The following is a 19,907-nucleotide window of genomic DNA, read 5'->3' on the forward strand; positions in this document are numbered from 1 at the left end:
GGGAACCGGTTCCAGCGACCACGCTAGGACACCGAGGCGATTCCTCACAAGGTTCCGAGGGTCACGGTTCGGCCTCCGTCGCGCATCGGCAGCCCTGCGGTGCGAGAGCGCTCCCACCTGGGGAAACCGGCAGTGCTCTCGGATACGAGTCCGGATCGGGAACCGGTTCCACATCGCTCCTCCGAGCACTACACTCTGCAACGGAGCAGCCCGACGGAGGGAGGCGGCGATGGCGGCCATCGGCGACGTCGCCCGTCTGGCGGGAGTCTCCAAGGCCACCGCATCCCGAGCCCTCTCCGGCGGCGGCTACGTGGCCGACGAGACACGGCGGAAGGTCGAGGCCGCCGCGAGGGAGATCGGCTACATCGCATCACCCGATGCCGCGAGCCTCGTGACCGGACGCACGAAGAACATCGGGGTGATCATCCCCTTCGTGAACCGCTGGTTCTTCGGCGAGGTGCTCGAAGGCGTGGAACGTGCGCTCCTCTCCGCCGGGTACGACCTCACGCTCTACAACCTCTCCGAGCACGGCCCGCAGCGCACCCGGGTCTTCGAGTTCTTCCTGGCCCGCAAGCGCGTCGACGCCGTCATCGCGATCGGCGTCGACCTCGACGAGCACGAGGTCGCCGCGCTCGAGCGACGCGAGAAGCCCCTCGTCGCGCTCGGCGGCAGCGGGGGCGCCGACGCACGACTGTCGGTGGACGACCGCGCGGTCGGCCAGCTCGCGACCGAGCACCTGCTGCACCTCGGGCATGAGCGAATCGCGCATCTCGCGGGCCTCGGCGCGGCCGAACGACCCCTGAGCGTTCAGGGTCAGCGGCGCCAGGGCCATCTCGACGCGCTCGCGGCCGCCGGAGTCCTCGACGACGCGGGACCCCATGTCCTCGAGGCCGAGATGAGCCTTCCCGGCGGCTACACCGGTGCGCTCCAGCTGCTCGGCCACCCCGGCGCCCGCCCGACGGCGGTCTTCGCGTCCTCCGACGAGATGGCGATCGGCACCATCCGCGCGGCGGAGAAGCTCGGGCTCGACGTGCCCGGCGACCTGTCGGTCATGGGCGTGGACGGGCACGAGTACGCCGAGATGTTCGAGCTCACGACCGTCGAGCAGTATCCGGGCGAGCAGGGGCGGGCCGCGGTCGACGTGGTCATGGCGCTGCTGCTCGACGACGCCACGGCCGAGCCGCTTCCCGATTCGGGCGCGCCGCTGCCGACCCGGCTGGTCGTCCGGGCGACGACCAGCGCGCCCCGCTGAGGGCGTCTCGGTCCGGTCCGCCGTCCTCAGGGTCAGCCCGGTGGCAGCGCCTGCGACGCGGTCGTAGCGTCCGCATGGGCGGCTGCGGAACCCTCAGACGCACGCAGCCCTTCATTCGACAGAGGAGGGCATCATGACCACCGAATCCGCTGCCGCGACCACCGCGGCGATCACCCACGAGCAGGGACTCATCCTGCAACGGATCTCCCGCGCGGGCGGCTACAGGGGCCCGAACGACGGCGTACCCGGCCCGAACACCTGGAAGGCGCTCCAGCAGACCGGCAAGGGCTACCGCTATGCGGGCCACGTCGACGGCTACCCGGACCCGCCGACCTGGGATGCGCTCGAGCGGCTCGCCGCCAAGGGCGGGTACACCGGCCCCAACGACGGCGCCATGCGGCCAGAGGCGTGGAAGGGCGTGCAGACCGTGCTCGCCGGCTTCGGCTATGCGGGACCCGTCGACGGGTACCCCGGAGAGGACACCTACCGGGCGCTCCAGGTGCTCGCCCGCATCGGCGGCTACTTCGGCCCGTACGACGGCGAGCTCGGGAACAACTCGTGGAAGGGCGTGCAGTTCGTGCTCGCGGGCACCGGGTACGCGGGCCCCATCGACGGCGTGCCGGGACCGAACACGTGGAAGTCGCTGCAGCGCATCGCGCAGCGCGGCGGGTACACCGGGCCGATCGACGGCGTCCCCGGTCCGAACACGTACGCCGGCCTCGCCTACCTCCTCGTGAGGAGCGAGCACGACTGAGGCACCAGACGGCGCCGAGACGACGGATGCCCCGTGCCGAGCGAATCGGCACGGGGCATCCGTGTGTTCAGGTGACGCAGGTCACCTCAAGCTGGTGCGCTCGAGCGAGCGCGCCGGATTACTTGAGGGTGACGGTCGCGCCGGCCTCCTCGAGGGCAGCCTTGGCCTTCTCGGCGGTCTCCTTGTTCGCGCCCTCGAGCACGGCCTTGGGAGCACCGTCGACGACGGCCTTGGCCTCGCCGAGGCCGAGCGAGGTGAGCTCGCGGACGACCTTGATGACCTGGATCTTCTTGTCGCCGGCAGCCTCGAGGACGACGTCGAAGGAGTCCTTCTCCTCGACCTCTTCAGCAGCAGCGCCGGCGCCGCCGGCAGCCGGAGCGGCAACCGCGACGGGGGCAGCAGCGGTGACCTCGAAGGTCTCCTCGAATGCCTTCACGAACTCCGAGAGCTCGATGAGGGTCAGGCCCTTGAACTGCTCGAGCAGCTCCTCAGTGGACAGCTTCGCCATTTTTTCTTCTCCTTGGATTTCTCGTTACTCACCGCTTGAGAGGCTCGCGCCTACGCAGCGGACTCCTGCTTCTCACGCAGCGCGTCGACCGTACGGACGGCCTTCGACAGCGGTGCGTTGAACAGATATGCGGCTCCGAACAGCGAGGCCTTGAAGGCACCGGCGAGCTTCGCCAGGAGCACTTCGCGGGACTCGAGGTCGGCGAGCTTGCCTACCTCTTCGGCGGTCAGGGGCTTGCCATCGAAGTAGCCGCCCTTGACCACGAGGAGGGGGTTCGCCTTGGTGAAGTCACGCAGCGACTTCGCGACGGCGACCGGGTCGCCGTGCACGAACGCGATCGCCGACGGGCCCTTGAGCTCGTCGTCGAAGGCGGTGATCCCGGCGTTGTTCGCCGCGATCTTGGTCAGCGTGTTCTTCACCACGGCGTAGCTCGCGTCCCCACTGATGGACTTGCGCAGCTCCTTGAGCTTCGCAACAGTGAGGCCGCGGTATTCGGTCAGCAGAACGGCGGTCGAGCCCTGGAACTTCTCCGTGAGCTCGGCAACCGCGGCTTCCTTGTTCGCCATGGCCACTCCTTGTGTGTTCAACGTGCATCGCGGTGGCGGTGCACGGCCTCGGAGCGCTGGCAACGTTCGGGGAAATGGAAAGAGCTCCGGCGCAGACGCGCGGAGCTCGGCCGGATTCGATCCGGAAGTCTTCGTCACACCTGCGCGGGCCCCTGCATTCGCAGAGCTTCGGTCGGCCCGCATTGCTGTGGGCGCGACGACCAGCGGTCTTCGGCTCCGTCAAGGGTAGCGGATGGCTCGGACGCCGCCAAATCGGGCAGCGCCGACGCGCGCAGGGCGATCCGGTCCATCCGGGAATAGTTGACCATTGTCCATGAGTTACCTATAGTTGACGCTTGTCAACGATTTCAGGAGCTCAATGTCCAACCCCTCGCGCACCCGTGCAACCGCCTCGCCGGCGCCGTCCGGCGCGCTCTCCGACAACGGGATGACGCACCGCGAGGTGCTCACGGCCCTGTCGGGCCTGCTGCTCGGCATGTTCGTGTCGATGCTCGCCTCGACCGTCGTCGGCACCTCGCTGCCGCTGATCATCTCCGACCTCGAGGGCGACCAGTCCGCCTTCACCTGGGTCGTCACCGCGACGCTGCTCGCCACCACCGTGTCGACGCCCATCTGGGGCAAGCTCGCCGACCTCTTCAACCGCAAGTTCCTGCTCCAGCTCGCCCTCGTCATCTTCGTGGTCGCATCGGCGGTCGCCGGCTTCTCGCAGGACCCCGGCACCCTCATCACCATGCGCGTCTTCCAGGGCATCGGCGCCGGCGGCCTCGCCGCCCTCAGCCAGATCGTGATGGCCGACATCATCAGCCCGCGCGAGCGCGGCAAGTACGCCGGCCTGTTCGGCGCCGTCATGGCCGTCGCGACGGTCGGCGGCCCGCTGCTCGGCGGCGTCATCACCGACGGCCTCGGCTGGCGCTGGAACTTCTTCGTGGGCCTGCCGATCGCCGTCGTGGCGCTCATCCTGCTCCAGCGCACGCTGCACCTGCCGACCCGTCCGAAGACGAAGGTCTCGATCGACTACGCGGGCATCGTCCTCATCTCGGCCGGCGTCTCGCTGCTGCTGCTCTGGGTGACGTTCGCCGGCACGGACTTCGAGTGGTTGTCGGTGCCGAGCCTGCTCATGGTCGGCGCCGCCGCACTGCTCCTCGTGATCGCGATCGTCGTCGAGCTGCGCGTGAGCGAGCCGGTCATCCCCCTCGGCCTCTTCCGCAACCGCACCTTCACGCTCTCGGTGATCGCGTCGATCTCGGTCGGCGTCGCGATGTTCGGCACGGCGGTGTTCCTCAGCCAGTACATGCAGCTTGCGCGTGGAGCGACCCCCACCGAGTCCGGCCTGCTGACCATCCCGATGATGGCCGGCGTGCTCATCTCCTCCACCGTCATCGGCGCGCTCGTCAGCCGCCGCGGCACGTGGAAGGGCTTCATGGTCACCGGCGCCGTGCTCATGATCGCCGGCAGCATCCTGCTCTCGCGCCTGCACTACGACACGCCGTTCTGGTACGTGGGCATCTCGATGTTCGTGCTCGGCGCCGGCGTCGGCATGCTCATGCAGAACCTCGTGCTCGTCGTGCAGAACACGACCGAGGTGAAGAACCTCGGCGTCGCCACGAGTGCGGTCACATTCTTCCGCAGCCTCGGCGGCACCGTCGGCGTCGCGGTGATGGGCTCGATCCTCGGCACCGTCGTGGCCGACTCCATCAAGGAGGGCATCGGAGGGCTCGAGCCCGAGCAGCAGCTCCAGGCTGCGCAAGCGCTCGGCGGCGGCACCATCCCGCAGATCAGCCAGCTGCCCGAGTTCCTGCGCGTGATCGTCGAGTCGGCCTACGGCACGGGCGTCGGCGCCGTGTTCCTCGCCGCCGTGCCGCTCGCGATCGTGACCCTCATCGCCGTCGCGTTCCTCCCGAACATCAGCCTGGGCACGCAGAACGCGATCCAGCGGGCGAAGTCCGAGACGCAGGACGCGGCGACCGGCCGCGGGGACCGTCAGGTCGAGCACGTCCGCGAGCTCGAGGATGCGGAGGATGCGGCGATCGACGCCGCGGCGGCATCCGTCGCCCTGCGCCCGGTCGGCCTCGTGCACGACCCGGCGACCGGCTCCGTCGAGGTGCCTGCCGAGCAGACCGCCGGCGCACGGAGCGCCCGATAGCATGAGCGCCATGACCGCCGAACCCGCCGTCGACGAGGCCGTCGCGCTCGTCGAGGAGCAGCTCGGCGTGGTGTTCAACCGGGCCCGGCTGGTCTGGAAGGAAGCCGCCGACCAGGTTCAGCCGGGCCTCCAGCCCGCCGCGTACAAGGTGCTCGCCACGATCGTGCGCCTCGGCTCGACGAATGCACATGTCCTCGCCGACGTGCTCGACATGGACAAGAGCGTCGTGAGCCGGCAGATCCGCGTGCTCGAAGAGGCCGGCCTCGTCGAGAGCCGGCCCGACGAGCGCGACGGACGCCTGCGTGCGCTCAGCGCGACGCCGACCGCGGTCGAGCGAGTTCTTGCCGTGCGGGCGGCCAACCAGGCGCGGGTCCGTGCGGCGCTCGAGCCGCGCTCGGTGGATGAGCTGCGCACGTTCGCCGAGATGCTCCGAGTGCTCGCCGAGGCGTAGTGGTCCGCCGCGCTCTCAGCGCGGGCGGTCGCCTCGCGCCCCGACGAGTGCATGCCAGATGCACCGCAGGCGCGCGTACACGGTGCGTTCGGCATGCACTCGTCGGCCTGTGCGCGGCTCAGGCGGGCAGTTCGACCGCGAACTCCGTGCGTCCGGGCTCGCTCTCGACCGAGACCTCGCCGCGGTGCGCCGCGACGACCGCCCGCACGATCGCGAGTCCGAGGCCGGTGCTCCCGGCGCGGCGCGACCGCGACGCGTCGCCACGGGCGAACCGCTCGAAGAGCGTGGTGCGGACCGCGGGATCGATGCCGGGTCCGTCGTCAGTCACGCTGATCCGCACGCGGCGGCCCGAGCCATCCGTCGGCACGACCTGCTGGAGGCGCACGACGACCTTCGTGCCCTCGGGCGTGTGCACGCGGGCGTTGGCCAGGAGGTTCGCGAGCACTTGGCGCAGGCGCGACTCGTCTCCCATGATCTCGACGGAACCGTCGGGCACCGCCACGCGCCAGTCGTGATCGGGCGCCGCGACCTGCGCGTCGCCCACGGCGTCGACGACGAGCTGCCGCACGTCGACCCGGTCGCGCCGCAGCTCGCGACCCTCGTCGAGCCGCGCGAGCAGCAGCAGGTCCTCGACGAGCTCCGTCATCCGCAGCGACTCCGACTCGATGCGGCCGACCGCGTGCGCCACGTCGGGTGGCAGATCGCCGCCGTGGAGGCGCGTGAGCTCGGCGTAGCCGCGGATCGAGGCGAGCGGGGTGCGCAGCTCGTGGCTCGCATCGGCAACGAACCGGCGCACCTTGCGCTCAGACTGCTCGCGGGCCGAGAGGGCGGATGACACGTGCCCGAGCATGCGGTTGAACGCGGTGCCCAGGCGACCCACCTCGGTCCGCTCGTCCTCGACGGGCACCTGATCGGGCAGTTCGACGTCGCCGCGCGCAAGGGGCAACTCGGACACGAGCGTCGCCGTGTCGGTCACCTGGTCGAGCGGTTGCAGCGCGCGCCGCACCGTCACCGCCCCGAGCAGGAGCGCGCCGGCAAGGCCGGCGAGCGCGACGATCGCGACAGTGATCGCGAGTTGCGTCGTCACGGCGTTGACCTCGGCGAGGGGGAAGGCGACCACGTACGAGTACCCGCCGTTCGTCGGCGCGGCGATGGCACGGTACTCCCCCAGCTCGTCGAGCTCGACGGTCACGGGCTGGCGGTCGGTCGGGATCGCGGCGATGGCCTCGCCCGCCTCGTCCGACAGCTTCCCGATCTGGCCCTCGCGATCGATCGTGCCGGAGTACAGCACCGCACGATCAGTGACGAACGCGGCGATCGCGCCGAGCGGCTGGCCGGGTATCCGGAGAAGCGCCTCGGCACCCTCCGGCGGGATGGGCAGTGGACCACCCGGGTCGTCGACCACCCGCGCGGCGCGCTCGACGGCCTGCTGGAGCTGGGCGTCGAGCCGCCCGATGAGCTGGTTGTGCAGCGCCGCGACGCTCACGAGTCCCACGACCGCGCTCACGAGCACCACGAGCGACGCGATGAGCATCAGCAGTCGTCGGCGCAGGGTCTTCGGCGCGCCGCGGCGGGGTGCGGCATCCGTCGTCGATGCGCCGCCGGCGGCGACCGATGCGGCTGCTTCCGGAGTGCCGGCAGCGTCGCCGGACACCGGCGCGGCAGGGTCGCCAACGGGCGCCTCGATGCCACGTGCGTCGGCAGCCCGCGCGTCGGCGACGGCCTGTCGCGCGGCGGCGGCGTGCCCCGGGTCGCCGGGCCGCGTCATCCGGCCGCCTTGAGCATGTAGCCCGCGCCGCGCACGGTGTGGATCATCGGCGCGCGGCCGGCGTCGATCTTCTTGCGCAGGTAGGAGATGTAGAGCTCGACGACCGACTCCTTGCCGCCGAAGTCGTAGTTCCAGACGCGATCGAGGATCTGCGCCTTCGACAGCACGCGTCGCGGGTTCCGCATGAGGAACCGCAGCAGCTCGAACTCGGTCGCGGTGAGCTCGATGGGCGCGCCGTCGCGCTCGACCTCGTACGAGTCCTCGTCGAGCGAGAGGTCGCCGACGCGCAACACGGGATCCTTCGCCTGCGCGAGGGTGAGGGTCGAGCGACGGATGAGTCCCCGCAGGCGCGCCACGACCTCCTCGAGGCTGAACGGCTTGGTGACGTAGTCGTCGCCGCCCGCGGTGAGCCCGGCGATGCGGTCGTCGAGCGAGTCCTTCGCCGTGAGGAAGAGCACCGGGGTCTCGGTACCGTCGGCGCGCACGCGCTGCAGCACCTCGAGCCCGTCGATGTCGGGCAGCATGATGTCGAGCACGATCGCGTCGGGTCGGAACTCGCGTGCGACCCGGACGGCGCCGAAGCCGTCGGACGCGGTCCGGACCTCCCAGCCCTCATAGCGCAGGGCCATCTTGAGCAGGTCGGTCAGCGAGTGCTCGTCGTCGACGACGAGCACTCGCACGGCGCTGCCGTCGGCCTTGGCGATCTGCGGTCGCTGCACGGTTCCGGGTGCGGGAAGACTCGTCATGTCTTCCGAGTATGCGCACTGCCCTGTGGGTTTCCTATGGGCCGGGCGGATGCCGCCTGTGATCCGTCAATGACGACCGCGACGGCCGGCGCGGACCGCTCATATCGGAGACATAGGTCCGGCATCGGACGGGCACAGTCGCCGTTCCTAGCGTCCCCCTCGAGCCCATCGTCCGGTGGGTGCCCCGAGACACCGAGGACCCCACATGTTCTTCACCTACCTCCGGCGCGAGCTCGCCGGGCGTCGCAGGCAGACCGCGATCATCGCGGTGGGCATGGCGCTCGCGATCGCGCTCGTCATGATCGTGAACGCCGTCTCGGCGGGTGTGCGCGACGCGCAGGCCGCCGTGCTCGAATCCGTCTACGGCGTCGGCACCGACCTGACCGTGTCGCAGGAGCCCGCCGCACCCGGCGAAGGCGAGGGACCCGGCGGCGGCGTGCGGTTCGAGTTCGGCCAGGACGACGGTGCGACCGGAGCGGACGGGTCGACGACCGAGCTGAGCAACTCGCGCCTGACCGCGGGCCCCGGCTCGGCGACCTTCGACGCCTCGGCGCTCGACACCGTGCAGGACGTCGACGGCGTCGCCGCGGCATCCGCGACCCTCAGCCTCACCAACGTCACCTTCGACGGCGAGCTGCCCGCCCCGCCGACCGACGGCACCGACGGCACCGACGGCGCCGACGGCAGCCAGGGCGACGCCACGATGCCCGCACCGGGCGAGGGCGGCACCCGCAGCTTCGGCGGTGGTGCGTTCGACGTCGCGAGCACCAGCGTGACGGGCGTCGACCCGGCCGCCGACGCGGTCGGGCCCCTCAGCGCGGTCGAGCTCGTCGACGGCCGCGGCCTCGACGCCGACGACACCGGCGAGGAGGTCGTGGTCCTCGACGAGGCCTACGCGACGAGCGAGGGCATCGCGGTCGGCGACACGATCGACCTCGGCGGCGCCGAGTTCGAGGTCGTCGGCACCGTCGCCTCCACGTCGGCGGACGCCTCGACCGCGTCGGACGCGTACATCCCGCTCGACGTCGCGCAGGAGCTCTCGGGCCTCGACGGCCAGGTCTCCGACATCGCCGTGCAGGCCGAGTCGGCCGAGCTCATCTCGAGCGTGAAGTCCGACCTCGAGGCGGCCCTGCCCGACCAGCAGGTGAGCACGCAGGAGGAGCTCGCGGCGTCGGTCTCGGGCTCCCTCGGCAGCGCGAGCCAGCTCATCGCGAGCCTCGGCCTGTGGCTCTCGGTCGCGGTGCTCGCGGCGGCGTTCCTCATCGCCATCCTCTTCACCATCCAGGGCGTGACGCGCCGCACGCGCGAGTTCGGGACGCTCAAGGCGATCGGATGGTCCAACCGGCGCATCGTCGGCCAGGTCACGGGCGAGTCGCTCGTGCAGGGCCTCATCGGCGGCGCGGCGGGACTCGTGCTCGGCTTCGCGGGCATCGCGATCGTGAACGCGATCGCGCCCACCCTCGCCACGACGTCCACGCCCCAGGTGGCGGCGGCCGGCCCGATGGGCGGCGGCTTCGCGGGCGGTGGCAACCCGTTCGACGCCGCGCAGGCCTCGAGCGAGGTCGTGCTCACGGCCCCCGTCACTCTCTCGGTCGTCGCGATCGCCGTCGGCCTCGCGGTGCTCGGCGGCCTGCTCGCCGGTGCGATCGGCGGATGGCGGGCCAGCCTGCTCCGCCCCGCCGAGGCGCTGCGCAGCGTCGCATGACGGATGCCGCGGCATCCGCTCGCCCCCACCTCCACCCGCACGACGGAAGGAACCACCGCATGTACACGCTCGAGAACGTCTCGAAGACCTACCGCCAGAAGGAGCGCACGATCGCGGCGCTGAACGACGTCAGCCTCGAGATCCCGACGGGCCAGCTCGTCGCGATCCAGGGGCCGACCGGCGGCGGCAAGTCGACGCTGCTGCAGCTGCTCGGCGCGCTCGACCGGCCCAGCTCGGGCCGCATCACGCTCGGCGAGGCCGACCTGTCGGGCATGCCCGACACGAAGCTCGGCGCCATCCGCGCCCGCGAGATCGGCTTCGTCTTCCAGGGCTTCAACCTCATCCCGACGCTGACCGCGCAGGAGAACGTCGAGACCGCGCTCGAGCCGCTCGGGGTCACGGCAGAGGAACGCCGTCGCCGTGCGACGGCCGCACTCGAGTCCGTGAGCCTCGGCGATCGCGCGCACCACGTGCCGAGCGAGTTGTCGGGCGGGCAGCAGCAGCGAGTCGCGATCGCCCGCGCGCTGGTGAAGGAGCCCGAGGTGCTGCTCGCCGACGAGCCCACGGGCAACCTCGACGAGCAGACCCGCGACGAGATCATGGACCTCCTCGAGGGACTCTGGCGCGACCGCGGGCTGACGCTCGTGATCGTGACGCACGACTCCGCCGTCGCCAGGCGCGCGGAACGGCGGCTGCACCTCAAGCACGGGTCGGTGACCGAGCGGGCGTAGCCGCGGGGCGGATGTCGCGGGCTTCACCGGCCGGCCCGCGGCATCCTCACTTCTCCGCGAGTCCCGGGTTCGTGCGGGTGCGCCCGCACGAACCCGGGATTCGGCGCGCCCTACTGGTTCGAGAACGCGGCGTCGAACGACGCCGTCGGCCGCGGCCAGATGAGCGAGCGCACGAACTCGAGCGCCTGGGGGCCGCCGTGCAGGCGGTCCATGCCGGCGTCCTCCCACTCGACCGAGATCGGGCCCGTGTAGCCGATCGCGTCGAGGGCGCGGAAGGCGTCCTCCCACGGCACGTCGCCGTGCCCGGTCGAGACGAAGTCCCAGCCGCGGCGCGGGTCGCCCCACGGCAGGTGCGAGCCGAGGATGCCCGACCGGCTGTTCGCCGTGCGGATGCGCGTGTCCTTGCAGTCGACGTGGTAGATCCGGTCCTGGAAGTCCCAGATGAACCCGACCGGGTCGACGCCCTGCCACATCATGTGGCTCGGGTCCCAGTTGAAGCCGAACGCCGGTCGCCGGTCGATCGCCTCGAGCGTGCGCACGCTGGTCCAGTGGTCGTACGCGATCTCGGACGGGTGCACCTCGTGCGCGAACCGCACGCCCTCGTCGTCGAACACGTCGAGGATCGGGTTCCAGCGGTTCGCGAAGTCCTCGTAGCCTGCGTCGATGACCGATGCGGGCACCGGCGGGAACATCGCCACGTACTGCCAGATCTTCGAGCCCGTGAAGCCGACGACCGTGTCGACGCCGAGCTTGCGCGCGACGCGTGCGGTGCGCTTGAGGTCCTCGGCGGCGCGCTGGCGCACGCCCTCGGGGTCGCCATCGCCCCACGTGTAGGGCCGCACGATCGCCTGGTGGCGGAAGTCGATCGGGTCGTCGCACACCGCCTGGCCGGTGAGGTGGTTGGAGATCGCGTAGACCTTCAGGTCGTAGCGCTTCAGGAGCTCCAGCTTCTCCTTGAGGTAGCCGGGCTCCTCGTCGGCGAGCTTCGTGTCGAGGTGGTCGCCGCCGATGCCGATCTCGAGGCCGTCGTAGCCCCACTCGGAGGCCAGGCGCGCGACCTCCTCGAACGGCAGGTCGGCCCACTGGCCGGTGAACAGCGTGACGGGATGCGTCGAGGCGGGAGTGTCGGTCATGCTCGGATCCTTTCGTGGGGGTCGGACATCGTGGCGGTGTCGCCGAGGCCCTGCCACCGCAGCACGAGGTCGCGCACCTCGGTCGCGTGCACGCGGTCGCCGACGCCGGTGAGGAAGCGCGGGTCGGAGGCCAGGAGCAGTGGCGTGTCGGCCGCGGAATCGGGGAGCCGGCCGTGCGAGCCGCGCACGCACGACGGGTCGAGGGGCACCGTGCTCATCGCGTACCGCAGGCCGAGCTTCTTGCGCACGAGGTTGCCCGCGGCCTTGGCCTTCGCGAGCCGGTCGGCCGGGTCGAAGAACAGCTCGGCGGGGTCGTAGCCGGGCTTGCGGTGGATGTCGACGCCGCGCGCGTACTCGGGCGCGCGGTCGTCGTCGAGCCAGAAGTAGTAGGTGAACCACGCGCCCCGCTCGGCGACCACGACGAGCTCGCCGGATCGCGCGTGGTCGAGGCCGTAGCGCGCCTGCGCCTCGCGATCGAGCACCTCGTCGACGCCCTCGAGGTCGCGGAGGATCGAGGTCACGCGCGGCACGTCGGCCGCGTCGGCGACGTAGACGTGCGCGACCTGGTGGTCGGCGACGGCGAACGCGCGCGAGGTCCAAGGATCGAGCTGCTCGCGGCCGTCCTGCACGTACACCTCGAGGAGCCCCTCGCGACGCAGCGCTCGGTTGATGTCGACCGGGCGGTCGGCCGCGGCGATGCCGTACTCGGCGAGTGCGACGACCGTGACGTCCTGCGCCTCGGCCTGGTCGAGGAGCGGGGCCATCGCGGCGTCGAGCTCGGCCGCGGCCCGCGCCGCCTGCGGTCCGTCGGGCCCGAACCGCTGCAGGTCGTAGTCGAGGTGCGGCAGGTACGCCATCGTGAGGTCGGGCGTGCCGGGGTCGGCGAGCACCCGCCGGGTCGCGTCCACGATCCACTGCGTCGAGCGGATGCTCGCGGTCGGCCCCCAGTAATGGAAGAGCGGGAACTCGCCGAGCTCCTCGCGCAGCTCGTCGTGCAGGCCCGGCGGGCGGGCATAGAAGTCGGGCGACTTGCGCCCGTCGGCGTGGTAGACCGGACGCGGCGTGACCGTGAGGTCGGTCGTCGCGCCCATCGCGTACCACCAGCCGAGGTTGGCGCTCGTGTACTCGCCGCCGCGGCGGCGCCGGGCGGTCTCCCACAGCTTCTCGCCGCGGACGAGCCGGTTGTGCTGGCGCCACAGCAGCACGTCGCCGAGGCCGCGGAAGTACCATCCGTTGCCCACGATGCCGTGGCTCGAGGGCATGGCGCCCGTGAGCACCGACGACTGGACCGAGCAGGTGACGGCCGGCAGCACGGTGCCGAGCTCGGCGCGGGCGCCGGTGCGTGCCATCCGGTTCAGGCGCGGCATGTGGCGCAGCGCGTCGGCGGTCAGCCCGACGACGTCGAGCAGGAGCACCTGGCCGCTCATGCCGGCTGCCCCTCGCGCTCGAGCAGTTCGGCCGCGGCCCATCGCAGCTCGGCGGCGATGCCGTCGATGAGGTCGACCGGACCGCCCGGCAGCACCGACCACGTGTACGTCTCCACGTCGACGTGGAGCTGGTCGACCGGCTGCGCCTCGCGCACCGCGGCGAGCGCGGTGCGCAGCACGTCGGTGGTCGATGAGAGCGGTGCCTCGGGCTCGAGGTGCAGGGGCACGTGGAAGTGCACGCGCCACGGCGCCTCGGCCGGCAAGCGGTCGAGCGCTTCGGGCAGGTCGTCGACGCGGATGGCGCCGCCCGTCGCCTGCTCGCGGACCTGGTGCAGGTAGCGGTCCTCCTGATAGGTGCCCACGACGCGGCGGGCGTCGGCGTCGGCGGGTCGCTCGACGTGCAGGGCGGCCGACGCCTGCACCTTCACGACCCGGATGCCGGCCTCGGCGATGCGGGCGACCGCGCCGGCCGGGTCGGCGAAGGACACCGCCAGGTGGCACGTGTCGAGGCAGACCCCGATGTGGTCGAGGTCGAGCCGGTCGCGGTGCGCCGAGAGCCACGCCACCACGTCGTCGACGTCGTCGAGCACGCAGCCCGGCTCGGGCTCGACGGCGAGGCGGATGACACGTCCGGTCTCCGCACGGATGGCACGGAGCTCGGCGCCGAGCGCGACCAGCGCGTCCGTCGCGGCACGGTCGGCCGCGTCGTCCCAACCGACGCGCCAGCCGAGCGGCAGCGTCGAGATGCTGCCTTCCGCTCCGGGCGGAAGCAGCGCGGCGAGCACGCGCGCCGCATCGATCGTGTAGTCGAGCCGTGCGGGATCGGTCCAATCGGGCCGGTAGACGTCGAGCTTGACGACCTCGGCGTGGAACGCCTCATAGGGGAACGCGTTGAGCGTGCGCACCTCGAGCCCGTTCCGGTCGAGCGCGGTCCGGAGGCGGTCGAGCGCCGCGGGCTCGGTCGCGAGCCGCGCCGCGAGCGGAGCCGGCAGCCAGAGTCCGACGCCGAGCGTGTCGAGGTCCGCGGCGCGCCGGATGGGCCCGGCCGCGGTGTCGAGCTGGCGGATGACGCCGTCCAGGTCCTCGGCCGGGTGCACGTTGGTGCAGTACGAGAGGTGCATCAGCGCGCCGCCCCCTCGGCGACCGGCGCCTGCGCCGCGACATCCGCCGCGCCGCGCAGGATCGAGTTGCCCGAGAAGGTGTCGGGCGCACTCGCGAGGTCGAAGCCCGGAAGGGGCGAGAGGTCGAGCCGTCCGCTCTGCGCGAAGAAGTCGACCGGGTTCTGCCAGAGCACGGTGTCGACGTCGTCGGCCGTGAAGCCCACGTCGACCATGGCCGCGCCGGTCTTGGCCGTGAGCAGCGGGTCGGAGCGGCCCCAGTCGGCGGCCGAGTTCACGAGCACGCGCTCGGTGCCGTACTGCTGGAGGAGGGCGACCATGCGGTGCGGGTCCATCTTGGTGTCGGGGTAGATCGAGAATCCCATCCAGGCGCCGCTCTGCTTCACCATCTCGATCGTGACCTCGTTGAGGTGGTCGAGCACGACGAGCTCGGGCGCGATGCCCGAGTGCGCGATCACCTCGAGCGTGCGCCGCGTGCCGTGCTTCTTGTCGCGGTGCGGTGTGTGCACGATCACGGGCAGCCCGTGCTCGATCGCGAGCGCGAGGTGCGCCTCGAGCACCTCGTCCTCCTCGGGCGTCATCGAGTCGTAGCCCGTCTCGCCGATCGCGACGACGGACTCGCGGCGGAGGAACCGAGGCAGCTCGGCCATGACCTCGCGGCAGCGCGGGTCGTTCGCCTCCTTCGGGTTGAGCGCGAGCGCGCAGTGGTGGCGGATGCCGAACTGCGAGGCGCGGAAGCGCTCCCAGCCCGTGAGCGCGTCGAAGTAGTCGATATACGAGCCGACGTTGGTGCGCGGCTGGCCAAGCCAGAACGACGGCTCGACGAGCGCGCGCACGCCCGCCGCGTACATGGCCTCGTAGTCGTCGGTCGTGCGCGAGGTCATGTGGATGTGCGGGTCGAAGATGCGCATCAGCGGGCTTCCTCTCGTCGGGCGTGGGTCTCGGGCAGCAGCGCCCGCAGGTCGCCGGGGATGGCGCGGCCGGCGGCCTCACGCTCCTCGGCCAGGTCTTCGGCCATGCGCGCGAGCTCGGCGTCGGCGCGGTCGTCGAGGCCGGCGACGACCGCGAGCGGCACGCCCATGAAGACGAGCTTGACGACGCCGTGCCGCCAGTCGTGGTCGGGCAGGTGCCGTTCGGCGAATGCGCCCATGGCGGTCGCGACCAGCCGCGGATCGTTCGCCCGCAGAGCATCGCGGACAAGCGCGACGCCCGTGTCGCGGATGGCGGTGCCTGCGGCATCGGCGACGGCGAGCCGGTTCAGCTCCTCGAGCACCCGGACGCGCTCGTCGGTGTCGCCGTCGCGGTAGCGCTCCTCGATGGACTCCATGCGAATCACCCGATCCTCTCGATGATGTCGTTCAGCCGCGCGATGCTCTCCTCGGCGATCCGGGGCGCCGCGTGCGAGTGCCGCGGCAGCTCGATGGCCGCGACGCCCCGGTAGCCGAGCTCCGCGAGCACGCGGAACGCCTGCTCGAGATCGACGCTGCCCGCACCGAGTTCGAGGTGCTCGTGGGCGTGCGGCAGCATGTCGTCGACCTGCACGTTGACGAGGACCTCGCCGGCAGCGCGAAGCGCGCCCTCGACGCCGTCGGGCTCGACGACGACGCAGTGGCCGAGGTCGACCGTGAGGCCGAGCTCGGGCGGATCCCCGACTTCGGCCCGCAGGCGCAGCGCGTCGGCGACGGTCTCGACGAGCATGCCGGGCTCAGGCTCGAGGCCGAGCCGGACGTCGGCGTCTCGGGCCGCGGCGACCACCTCGCGCACCCGGTCGACCAGGCGGCGCCACGCGACATCCGATTCGACGCCCTCGGGCCGCACCCCCGACCAGAAGGACACGCATTCCGCGCCGAGCAGGGCCGCGATCTCGATCGCCCGGACGAGGAACGCCACGCGCTCGGCCGCCTCGGCGTCGTCGTCGAGCAGGTTCGGTCGGTGCTTGCGCACGGGATCGAGCACGTAGCGGGCGCCGGTCTCGACCACGACGCGCAGGCCGCGTCGCTCGAGGTCGGCTCGCAGCGCGATCGCGCGGTCGAGCCATCCCGCGGCGAACGGGTCGAAGTGCGGATGGCCCAGCGTGAGGGCGACCGCGTCGTAGCCGTTCGACTGCAGCACGTCGAGCGCGTCGGCGAGTGGGTGGTCGGCGAAGCCGTTCGTGCCGTAGCCGAGGAGCGGCCGCGGCCCCGTCTCGGCCGTCGTGGCGGTGGGGGCGGGCGTGATCGTGCTCATGTCACGTCACGGCCCTTCGCGGCACCGCGCCGCGCGAGCAAGGTCGCGACGGCGTCGATCGCGAGCAGCACGAGCGCGTCGACCGGGCGTCCGGCGCGCGCCGTCAGGGCCGCCTGCAGCGGCACCATGCCGAGGATGCCGCGACGCGTCGCCGTGCGGACCACGGGCGCCGACGGCGTGCGGATCGCCGCCGCCTGCGCACGCAGGGTCGGCACGGCGAACCGGGCTGCCGCCGCCGCCGACACCACGCCGGCCGTGCTCGCCTCGGGGCGCACGGCCGCGACGCCGGCCGCGACCGTCGTCGCTGACGCAACCGCTGCGATCGCGGGGCGAGTGCCGTGCACCTCTCCGCGCGCGAGCGCCGTGACGCTCGCCGTGTGCCCCGCCATGACGAGTGCCGGTCGCAGCGCGTCGGCCGCACGGTCGCGGCCCGCGCCGAGCAGCACGTCGAGCCCGCGACAGGCCGCCATGACGAGCGGGCCGGTCCAGCCGCGCTTGGCCACGAGGTCGTAGGTCCAGATGGATGCCGCGAGCGGCACGGCCACGGCGAGCGAGCTCCGGCCGCCGGTCAGCCCGGCGACCACCACGCCGGCGACCGTGAGGGCGCCGGCCACCCCGATCGCACCGCGGCGCGAGATGCGGCCTGAGGGGATCGGGCGCTCGGGCCGCTCGACGCGGTCGAGCTCGGCATCGGCGGCGTCGTTGAGCGCCATCCCGCCCCAGTAGAGCAGCACCGACGCGACAGGGAGTCCCAGTCGCGGCAGCAGGCCGGTGCGGCCGACGGCCGCCATGCCCGCCGTCGAGTCGCCGAGGACTGTCAGGCCGGCCGGCGCGCGGACCAGCTGGAGGAAGGTGGACGCCGACGCCATCACGCCACCTGCGCCGTGGTCCTCCGCACCGCCGTGCGCAGCGCCCACGAGACCAGCTCGTCGGCCTGGCGGGCGAACGCATGCTCCTCGCTGCCCCACGGGTCCTTGAAGAAGTACCCGAGTTCGGCGATGGGGCCCGACAGCCCCGCCTCGTCGGCGAGCGTGAGCAGGCGCGCCAGGTCGATGACGAGCGGTGCGGCGAGCGTGGAGTCGTAGGCGGTCCAGGTCGTCTGCAGCGTGATGCGCGTGTCGAGAAAGCCCTCGGCGTGCACGTGATCCCACGCCGTCTTGATGTCGCCCAGGTCGGGCACGTTGTCGATGTGCAGCGGCGTCACCACGTCGTGACCCAGCAGGTCGTGCAGGCCGCGGTTCTTCGAGGCCAACTTGGACTCCACCGCCGCGGGGTCGGCGAGGGTCGCACCGTCGCCGCCGCCGAGCAGGTTCGCGCCCGCCCACGAGAGCACGCGCATGCCGCGCGAGGAGAACATCGGCGCAAGCACGGTGCGCAGCAGCGTCTCACCGGTCTTGCCGTCCTGGCCGGCGATCGGAACGCCCGCCTCGGCCGCGACGGCGTGCAGGGCGGGGATGCCGAGCGAGACCGACGGCGTGAAGCACGCGTACGGCGCGCCGGCGCCCGTGACGGCGGCGAGCGCCGACATCGTGCTCGAGGGCAGGACTTCGACGCCCTCCTGCGCCAGGGCGGTGGCGAGCGCGTCGTGGTCGTGGAACTCGGGGCGGTCGGCGGGGAGCGGCTCGGTCGACGCGACGTCGATCACCACGACGCGACGGAGGCCGTGGCGCTCGCGGAAGGAGCGGATGTCGTCGGCGCGGAGCTCGATCTCGCGCTGCTGGGAGCCGCGCGCAGTGCGCGGGATGAGCCGGATCTCCGCGTCCGCGGCATCCAGGCGGTGTGCGACGGACTCGACGGTCGCGGCCGAGATCATGCCGCCGGCGGCGAGGCGCCGGGCACGCTCGACGAGCGGCGTCTCATCGACGTCGTGCCCGCCGACGACGAAGTCGTCGAAGTCGGGCAGCGGCACGCCCTCGAAGGCGGGACCCGCGGTGACCAGGCCCACCGGCCGGGCGGTCCCCTCGGCCAGCGCGGCCAGGCCGACCGTCGCCGTCGTCGCGACACTGCCGCGCGCGCCCACGAACCAGACTCCCGTGCGTCCCTCGTTCATCGTCGAACCACTCCGTTCCGTGTGCATCATTGCCCGGGCGCCTCCGCCCTCGCCGGCTCGCTCCGAACGTATCGAAGCTTGCGTCTTTGGTCAATCAGAAGTCGCAGCGAGCGTGTATGAAACCTGCGCACTGCTCGACCGAAGTCATCGGTCGCGCCCCGGCACGCTTCGAGCGATCACCTGGAGGTAGGCATCGAGCCCCCTGGGAAGCGCGGTCGTCTCGAGCGCGGCGACCGCCTCGGCCGCATGGCCCACGATGAGCGCGCGATGGCGTTCGAGCGCACCCGAGCGGCGCATCACCGCGCGCACGCGTTCGACGCCGGCCTCGGTGACCTCGGCCTGCCCGACCTCTCGATCGAGCACCAGCCGGTCCGCCGGATCGGCGGCGTCGAGTGCGAGCTGCAGGAGCCGGGTCCGCTTCCCGCCGCGGACGTCGGAGCTGGTCGACTTCCCGGTGCGACCCGGGTCCCCGAAGATCGCGAGCTCATCGTCCTTCAGCTGGTACGCGATGCCGAGATGGCGCCCGTACTCGGCGAGTGCGGCGAGCGTCGTGGCGTCGGCCGCGCCGGATGCCACGGCGCCCAGGCGCAGCGGGAGGATCACGCTGTATCCGGCGGTCTTCAGCTCCGCCATCCGGATCGGCCGCGCCTCCTCCGGGGCGAGTTGCTCGCTGCGGACGTCGAGGAGCTCGCCGGCGATCGCCGCGTCGAGTGCTCCGAGGACCTCCCGCATGAGCTCGACGCGCAGCTCGGGACGGACCGGCGCTTCGGCGACCGCGCGCAGGCTCGCGCTGATCGCCAGGTCACCCGCGAGCAGCGCCGCGGAGTGGGCCTGGCGCGTCGCGACATCCGGTGCGGCCCCCGCCGCGCCCCACGCGCTGCGCACGGTGCCCGCCACGTTCGGTCGACCGTGACGGCGGTCGTCGCCGTCGATGAGGTCGTCGTGCACGCAGAGCCCCGTGTGCAGGAGCTGCACGGCGGCGCCGAGCGCGTCGCACACCGCCGGATCATCGCCGCCCATCCCGAGGTAGGCGGCGATGGCGAGCCGCGCGCGCAGCTGCTTGCCGCCCTCCTGCCCGGCGAGGATCCCGATCAGCTCGCGCGGCTCGGGGTCACCCGCCGCGGCGGAGTCGGCAACGCGCTCCCACGCTCCGGCCACCGCCGTCGTCGTCCTGGCGACGGCCCGGCCGACCGCGTCGGCGAGCCCAGCCGAACCGTCCCGCGGATGCGGCATGCGTGCCGCGACTCGGGCCTGCTCCTGCAGCGGCATGGCTCACTCCTCCCCGCCCGATGCGCCATCGCACGGGCCGAACGGCGTGGACGGGGTCGG

At 72.2% G+C, this 19,907-nt stretch carries 19 protein-coding genes; 6 read left to right on the forward strand and 13 right to left on the reverse strand.

All coding sequences use genetic code 11. The annotated features are described in order from the left end of the window. The first annotated feature begins 229 nt into the window (after window positions 1-229). Together ACFQ58_RS14460 and ACFQ58_RS14465 are read left to right on the forward strand one after the other, a co-directional pair. Complete coding sequence (locus tag ACFQ58_RS14460) at window positions 230-1,252, forward strand: LacI family DNA-binding transcriptional regulator (protein WP_376951853.1); 1,023 nt, start codon at window positions 230-232, stop codon at window positions 1,250-1,252. Window positions 1,253-1,385: 133 nt separating this feature from the next. Continuing rightward, a complete protein-coding gene (locus ACFQ58_RS14465) occupies window positions 1,386-2,006 on the forward strand; it encodes a peptidoglycan-binding protein (protein WP_376951854.1) in 621 nt (206 codons plus the stop codon). A gap of 118 nt (window positions 2,007-2,124) precedes the next feature. On the opposite strand, the gene rplL is transcribed toward ACFQ58_RS14465, so the two are convergent. After that, window positions 2,125-2,514: a 50S ribosomal protein L7/L12 gene (gene rplL / locus ACFQ58_RS14470; protein WP_376951855.1), complete on the reverse strand. Its 390-nt coding sequence runs from the start codon at window positions 2,512-2,514 to the stop codon at window positions 2,125-2,127. A gap of 50 nt (window positions 2,515-2,564) precedes the next feature. Continuing rightward, the gene (rplJ, locus tag ACFQ58_RS14475; RefSeq protein ID WP_376951856.1) at window positions 2,565-3,080 is read right to left on the reverse strand and encodes a 50S ribosomal protein L10; all 516 of its coding nucleotides are present in this window, start codon (window positions 3,078-3,080) and stop codon (window positions 2,565-2,567) included. A 427-nt stretch (window positions 3,081-3,507) separates the two neighbouring features. Between rplJ and ACFQ58_RS14480 the strand changes: the two genes are divergently transcribed. Together ACFQ58_RS14480 and ACFQ58_RS14485 are read left to right on the forward strand one after the other, a co-directional pair. Next, on the forward strand, window positions 3,508-5,223 hold the full coding sequence (locus tag ACFQ58_RS14480; RefSeq protein WP_376952031.1) for an MDR family MFS transporter: 1,716 nt from the start codon (window positions 3,508-3,510) through the stop codon (window positions 5,221-5,223). Window positions 5,224-5,233: 10 nt separating this feature from the next. After that, on the forward strand, window positions 5,234-5,674 hold the full coding sequence (locus ACFQ58_RS14485) for a MarR family winged helix-turn-helix transcriptional regulator (protein WP_376951857.1): 441 nt from the start codon (window positions 5,234-5,236) through the stop codon (window positions 5,672-5,674). Window positions 5,675-5,792: 118 nt separating this feature from the next. Here the strand turns inward: ACFQ58_RS14485 and ACFQ58_RS14490 are convergent, their stop codons facing one another. Both ACFQ58_RS14490 and ACFQ58_RS14495 read right to left on the reverse strand, forming a co-directional pair. Next, the gene (locus tag ACFQ58_RS14490) at window positions 5,793-7,442 is read right to left on the reverse strand and encodes a sensor histidine kinase (RefSeq protein WP_376951858.1); all 1,650 of its coding nucleotides are present in this window, start codon (window positions 7,440-7,442) and stop codon (window positions 5,793-5,795) included. Continuing rightward, window positions 7,439-8,188 carry a response regulator transcription factor gene (locus ACFQ58_RS14495; protein WP_376951859.1) on the reverse strand — a complete coding sequence of 250 codons (750 nt, stop codon included), beginning with the start codon at window positions 8,186-8,188 and terminating at the stop codon, window positions 7,439-7,441. The genes ACFQ58_RS14490 and ACFQ58_RS14495 overlap by 4 nt, the downstream gene beginning before the upstream one ends. A gap of 205 nt (window positions 8,189-8,393) precedes the next feature. Between ACFQ58_RS14495 and ACFQ58_RS14500 the strand changes: the two genes are divergently transcribed. Next, on the forward strand, window positions 8,394-9,893 hold the full coding sequence (locus tag ACFQ58_RS14500) for an ABC transporter permease (protein WP_376951860.1): 1,500 nt from the start codon (window positions 8,394-8,396) through the stop codon (window positions 9,891-9,893). A gap of 59 nt (window positions 9,894-9,952) precedes the next feature. Beyond that, on the forward strand, window positions 9,953-10,624 hold the full coding sequence (locus ACFQ58_RS14505) for an ABC transporter ATP-binding protein (protein ID WP_376951861.1): 672 nt from the start codon (window positions 9,953-9,955) through the stop codon (window positions 10,622-10,624). A gap of 110 nt (window positions 10,625-10,734) precedes the next feature. On the opposite strand, the gene ACFQ58_RS14510 is transcribed toward ACFQ58_RS14505, so the two are convergent. The 9 genes from ACFQ58_RS14510 to ACFQ58_RS14550 form a co-directional block, all read right to left on the reverse strand. Further along, entirely contained in the window at window positions 10,735-11,757 is a 1,023-nt protein-coding gene (locus tag ACFQ58_RS14510; protein WP_376951862.1) for a sugar phosphate isomerase/epimerase family protein, read from the reverse strand. Further along, on the reverse strand, window positions 11,754-13,184 hold the full coding sequence (locus ACFQ58_RS14515) for an alkaline phosphatase family protein (protein WP_376951863.1): 1,431 nt from the start codon (window positions 13,182-13,184) through the stop codon (window positions 11,754-11,756). Before ACFQ58_RS14515 ends, ACFQ58_RS14510 begins: the two co-directional genes overlap by 4 nt. After that, on the reverse strand, window positions 13,181-14,305 hold the full coding sequence (eboE, locus tag ACFQ58_RS14520; RefSeq protein ID WP_376951864.1) for a metabolite traffic protein EboE: 1,125 nt from the start codon (window positions 14,303-14,305) through the stop codon (window positions 13,181-13,183). The genes ACFQ58_RS14515 and eboE overlap by 4 nt, the downstream gene beginning before the upstream one ends. Then, on the reverse strand, window positions 14,305-15,213 hold the full coding sequence (locus tag ACFQ58_RS14525) for a TatD family hydrolase (RefSeq protein ID WP_376951865.1): 909 nt from the start codon (window positions 15,211-15,213) through the stop codon (window positions 14,305-14,307). The genes eboE and ACFQ58_RS14525 overlap by 1 nt, the downstream gene beginning before the upstream one ends. After that, window positions 15,213-15,629, reverse strand: a complete 417-nt coding sequence (locus tag ACFQ58_RS14530; protein WP_376951866.1) for an EboA domain-containing protein — start codon at window positions 15,627-15,629, stop codon at window positions 15,213-15,215. Before ACFQ58_RS14530 ends, ACFQ58_RS14525 begins: the two co-directional genes overlap by 1 nt. 5 nt (window positions 15,630-15,634) lie before the next feature. Further along, entirely contained in the window at window positions 15,635-16,528 is an 894-nt protein-coding gene (locus ACFQ58_RS14535) for a sugar phosphate isomerase/epimerase family protein (protein ID WP_376951867.1), read from the reverse strand. Beyond that, window positions 16,525-17,397 (reverse strand): SCO3242 family prenyltransferase, encoded by an 873-nt coding sequence (locus ACFQ58_RS14540; RefSeq protein WP_376951868.1) that lies wholly within the window; start codon window positions 17,395-17,397, stop codon window positions 16,525-16,527. Before ACFQ58_RS14540 ends, ACFQ58_RS14535 begins: the two co-directional genes overlap by 4 nt. Further along, the gene (locus ACFQ58_RS14545; RefSeq protein ID WP_376951869.1) at window positions 17,397-18,578 is read right to left on the reverse strand and encodes an inositol-3-phosphate synthase; all 1,182 of its coding nucleotides are present in this window, start codon (window positions 18,576-18,578) and stop codon (window positions 17,397-17,399) included. The genes ACFQ58_RS14540 and ACFQ58_RS14545 overlap by 1 nt, the downstream gene beginning before the upstream one ends. Before the next feature lie 144 nt (window positions 18,579-18,722). Further along, on the reverse strand, window positions 18,723-19,847 hold the full coding sequence (locus ACFQ58_RS14550) for a polyprenyl synthetase family protein (protein ID WP_376951870.1): 1,125 nt from the start codon (window positions 19,845-19,847) through the stop codon (window positions 18,723-18,725). Between the last annotated feature and the right edge of the window lie 60 nt (window positions 19,848-19,907).

The organism is Agromyces sp. NPDC056523 (assembly GCF_042794545.1).
Lineage (GTDB): Bacteria > Actinomycetota > Actinomycetes > Actinomycetales > Microbacteriaceae > Agromyces.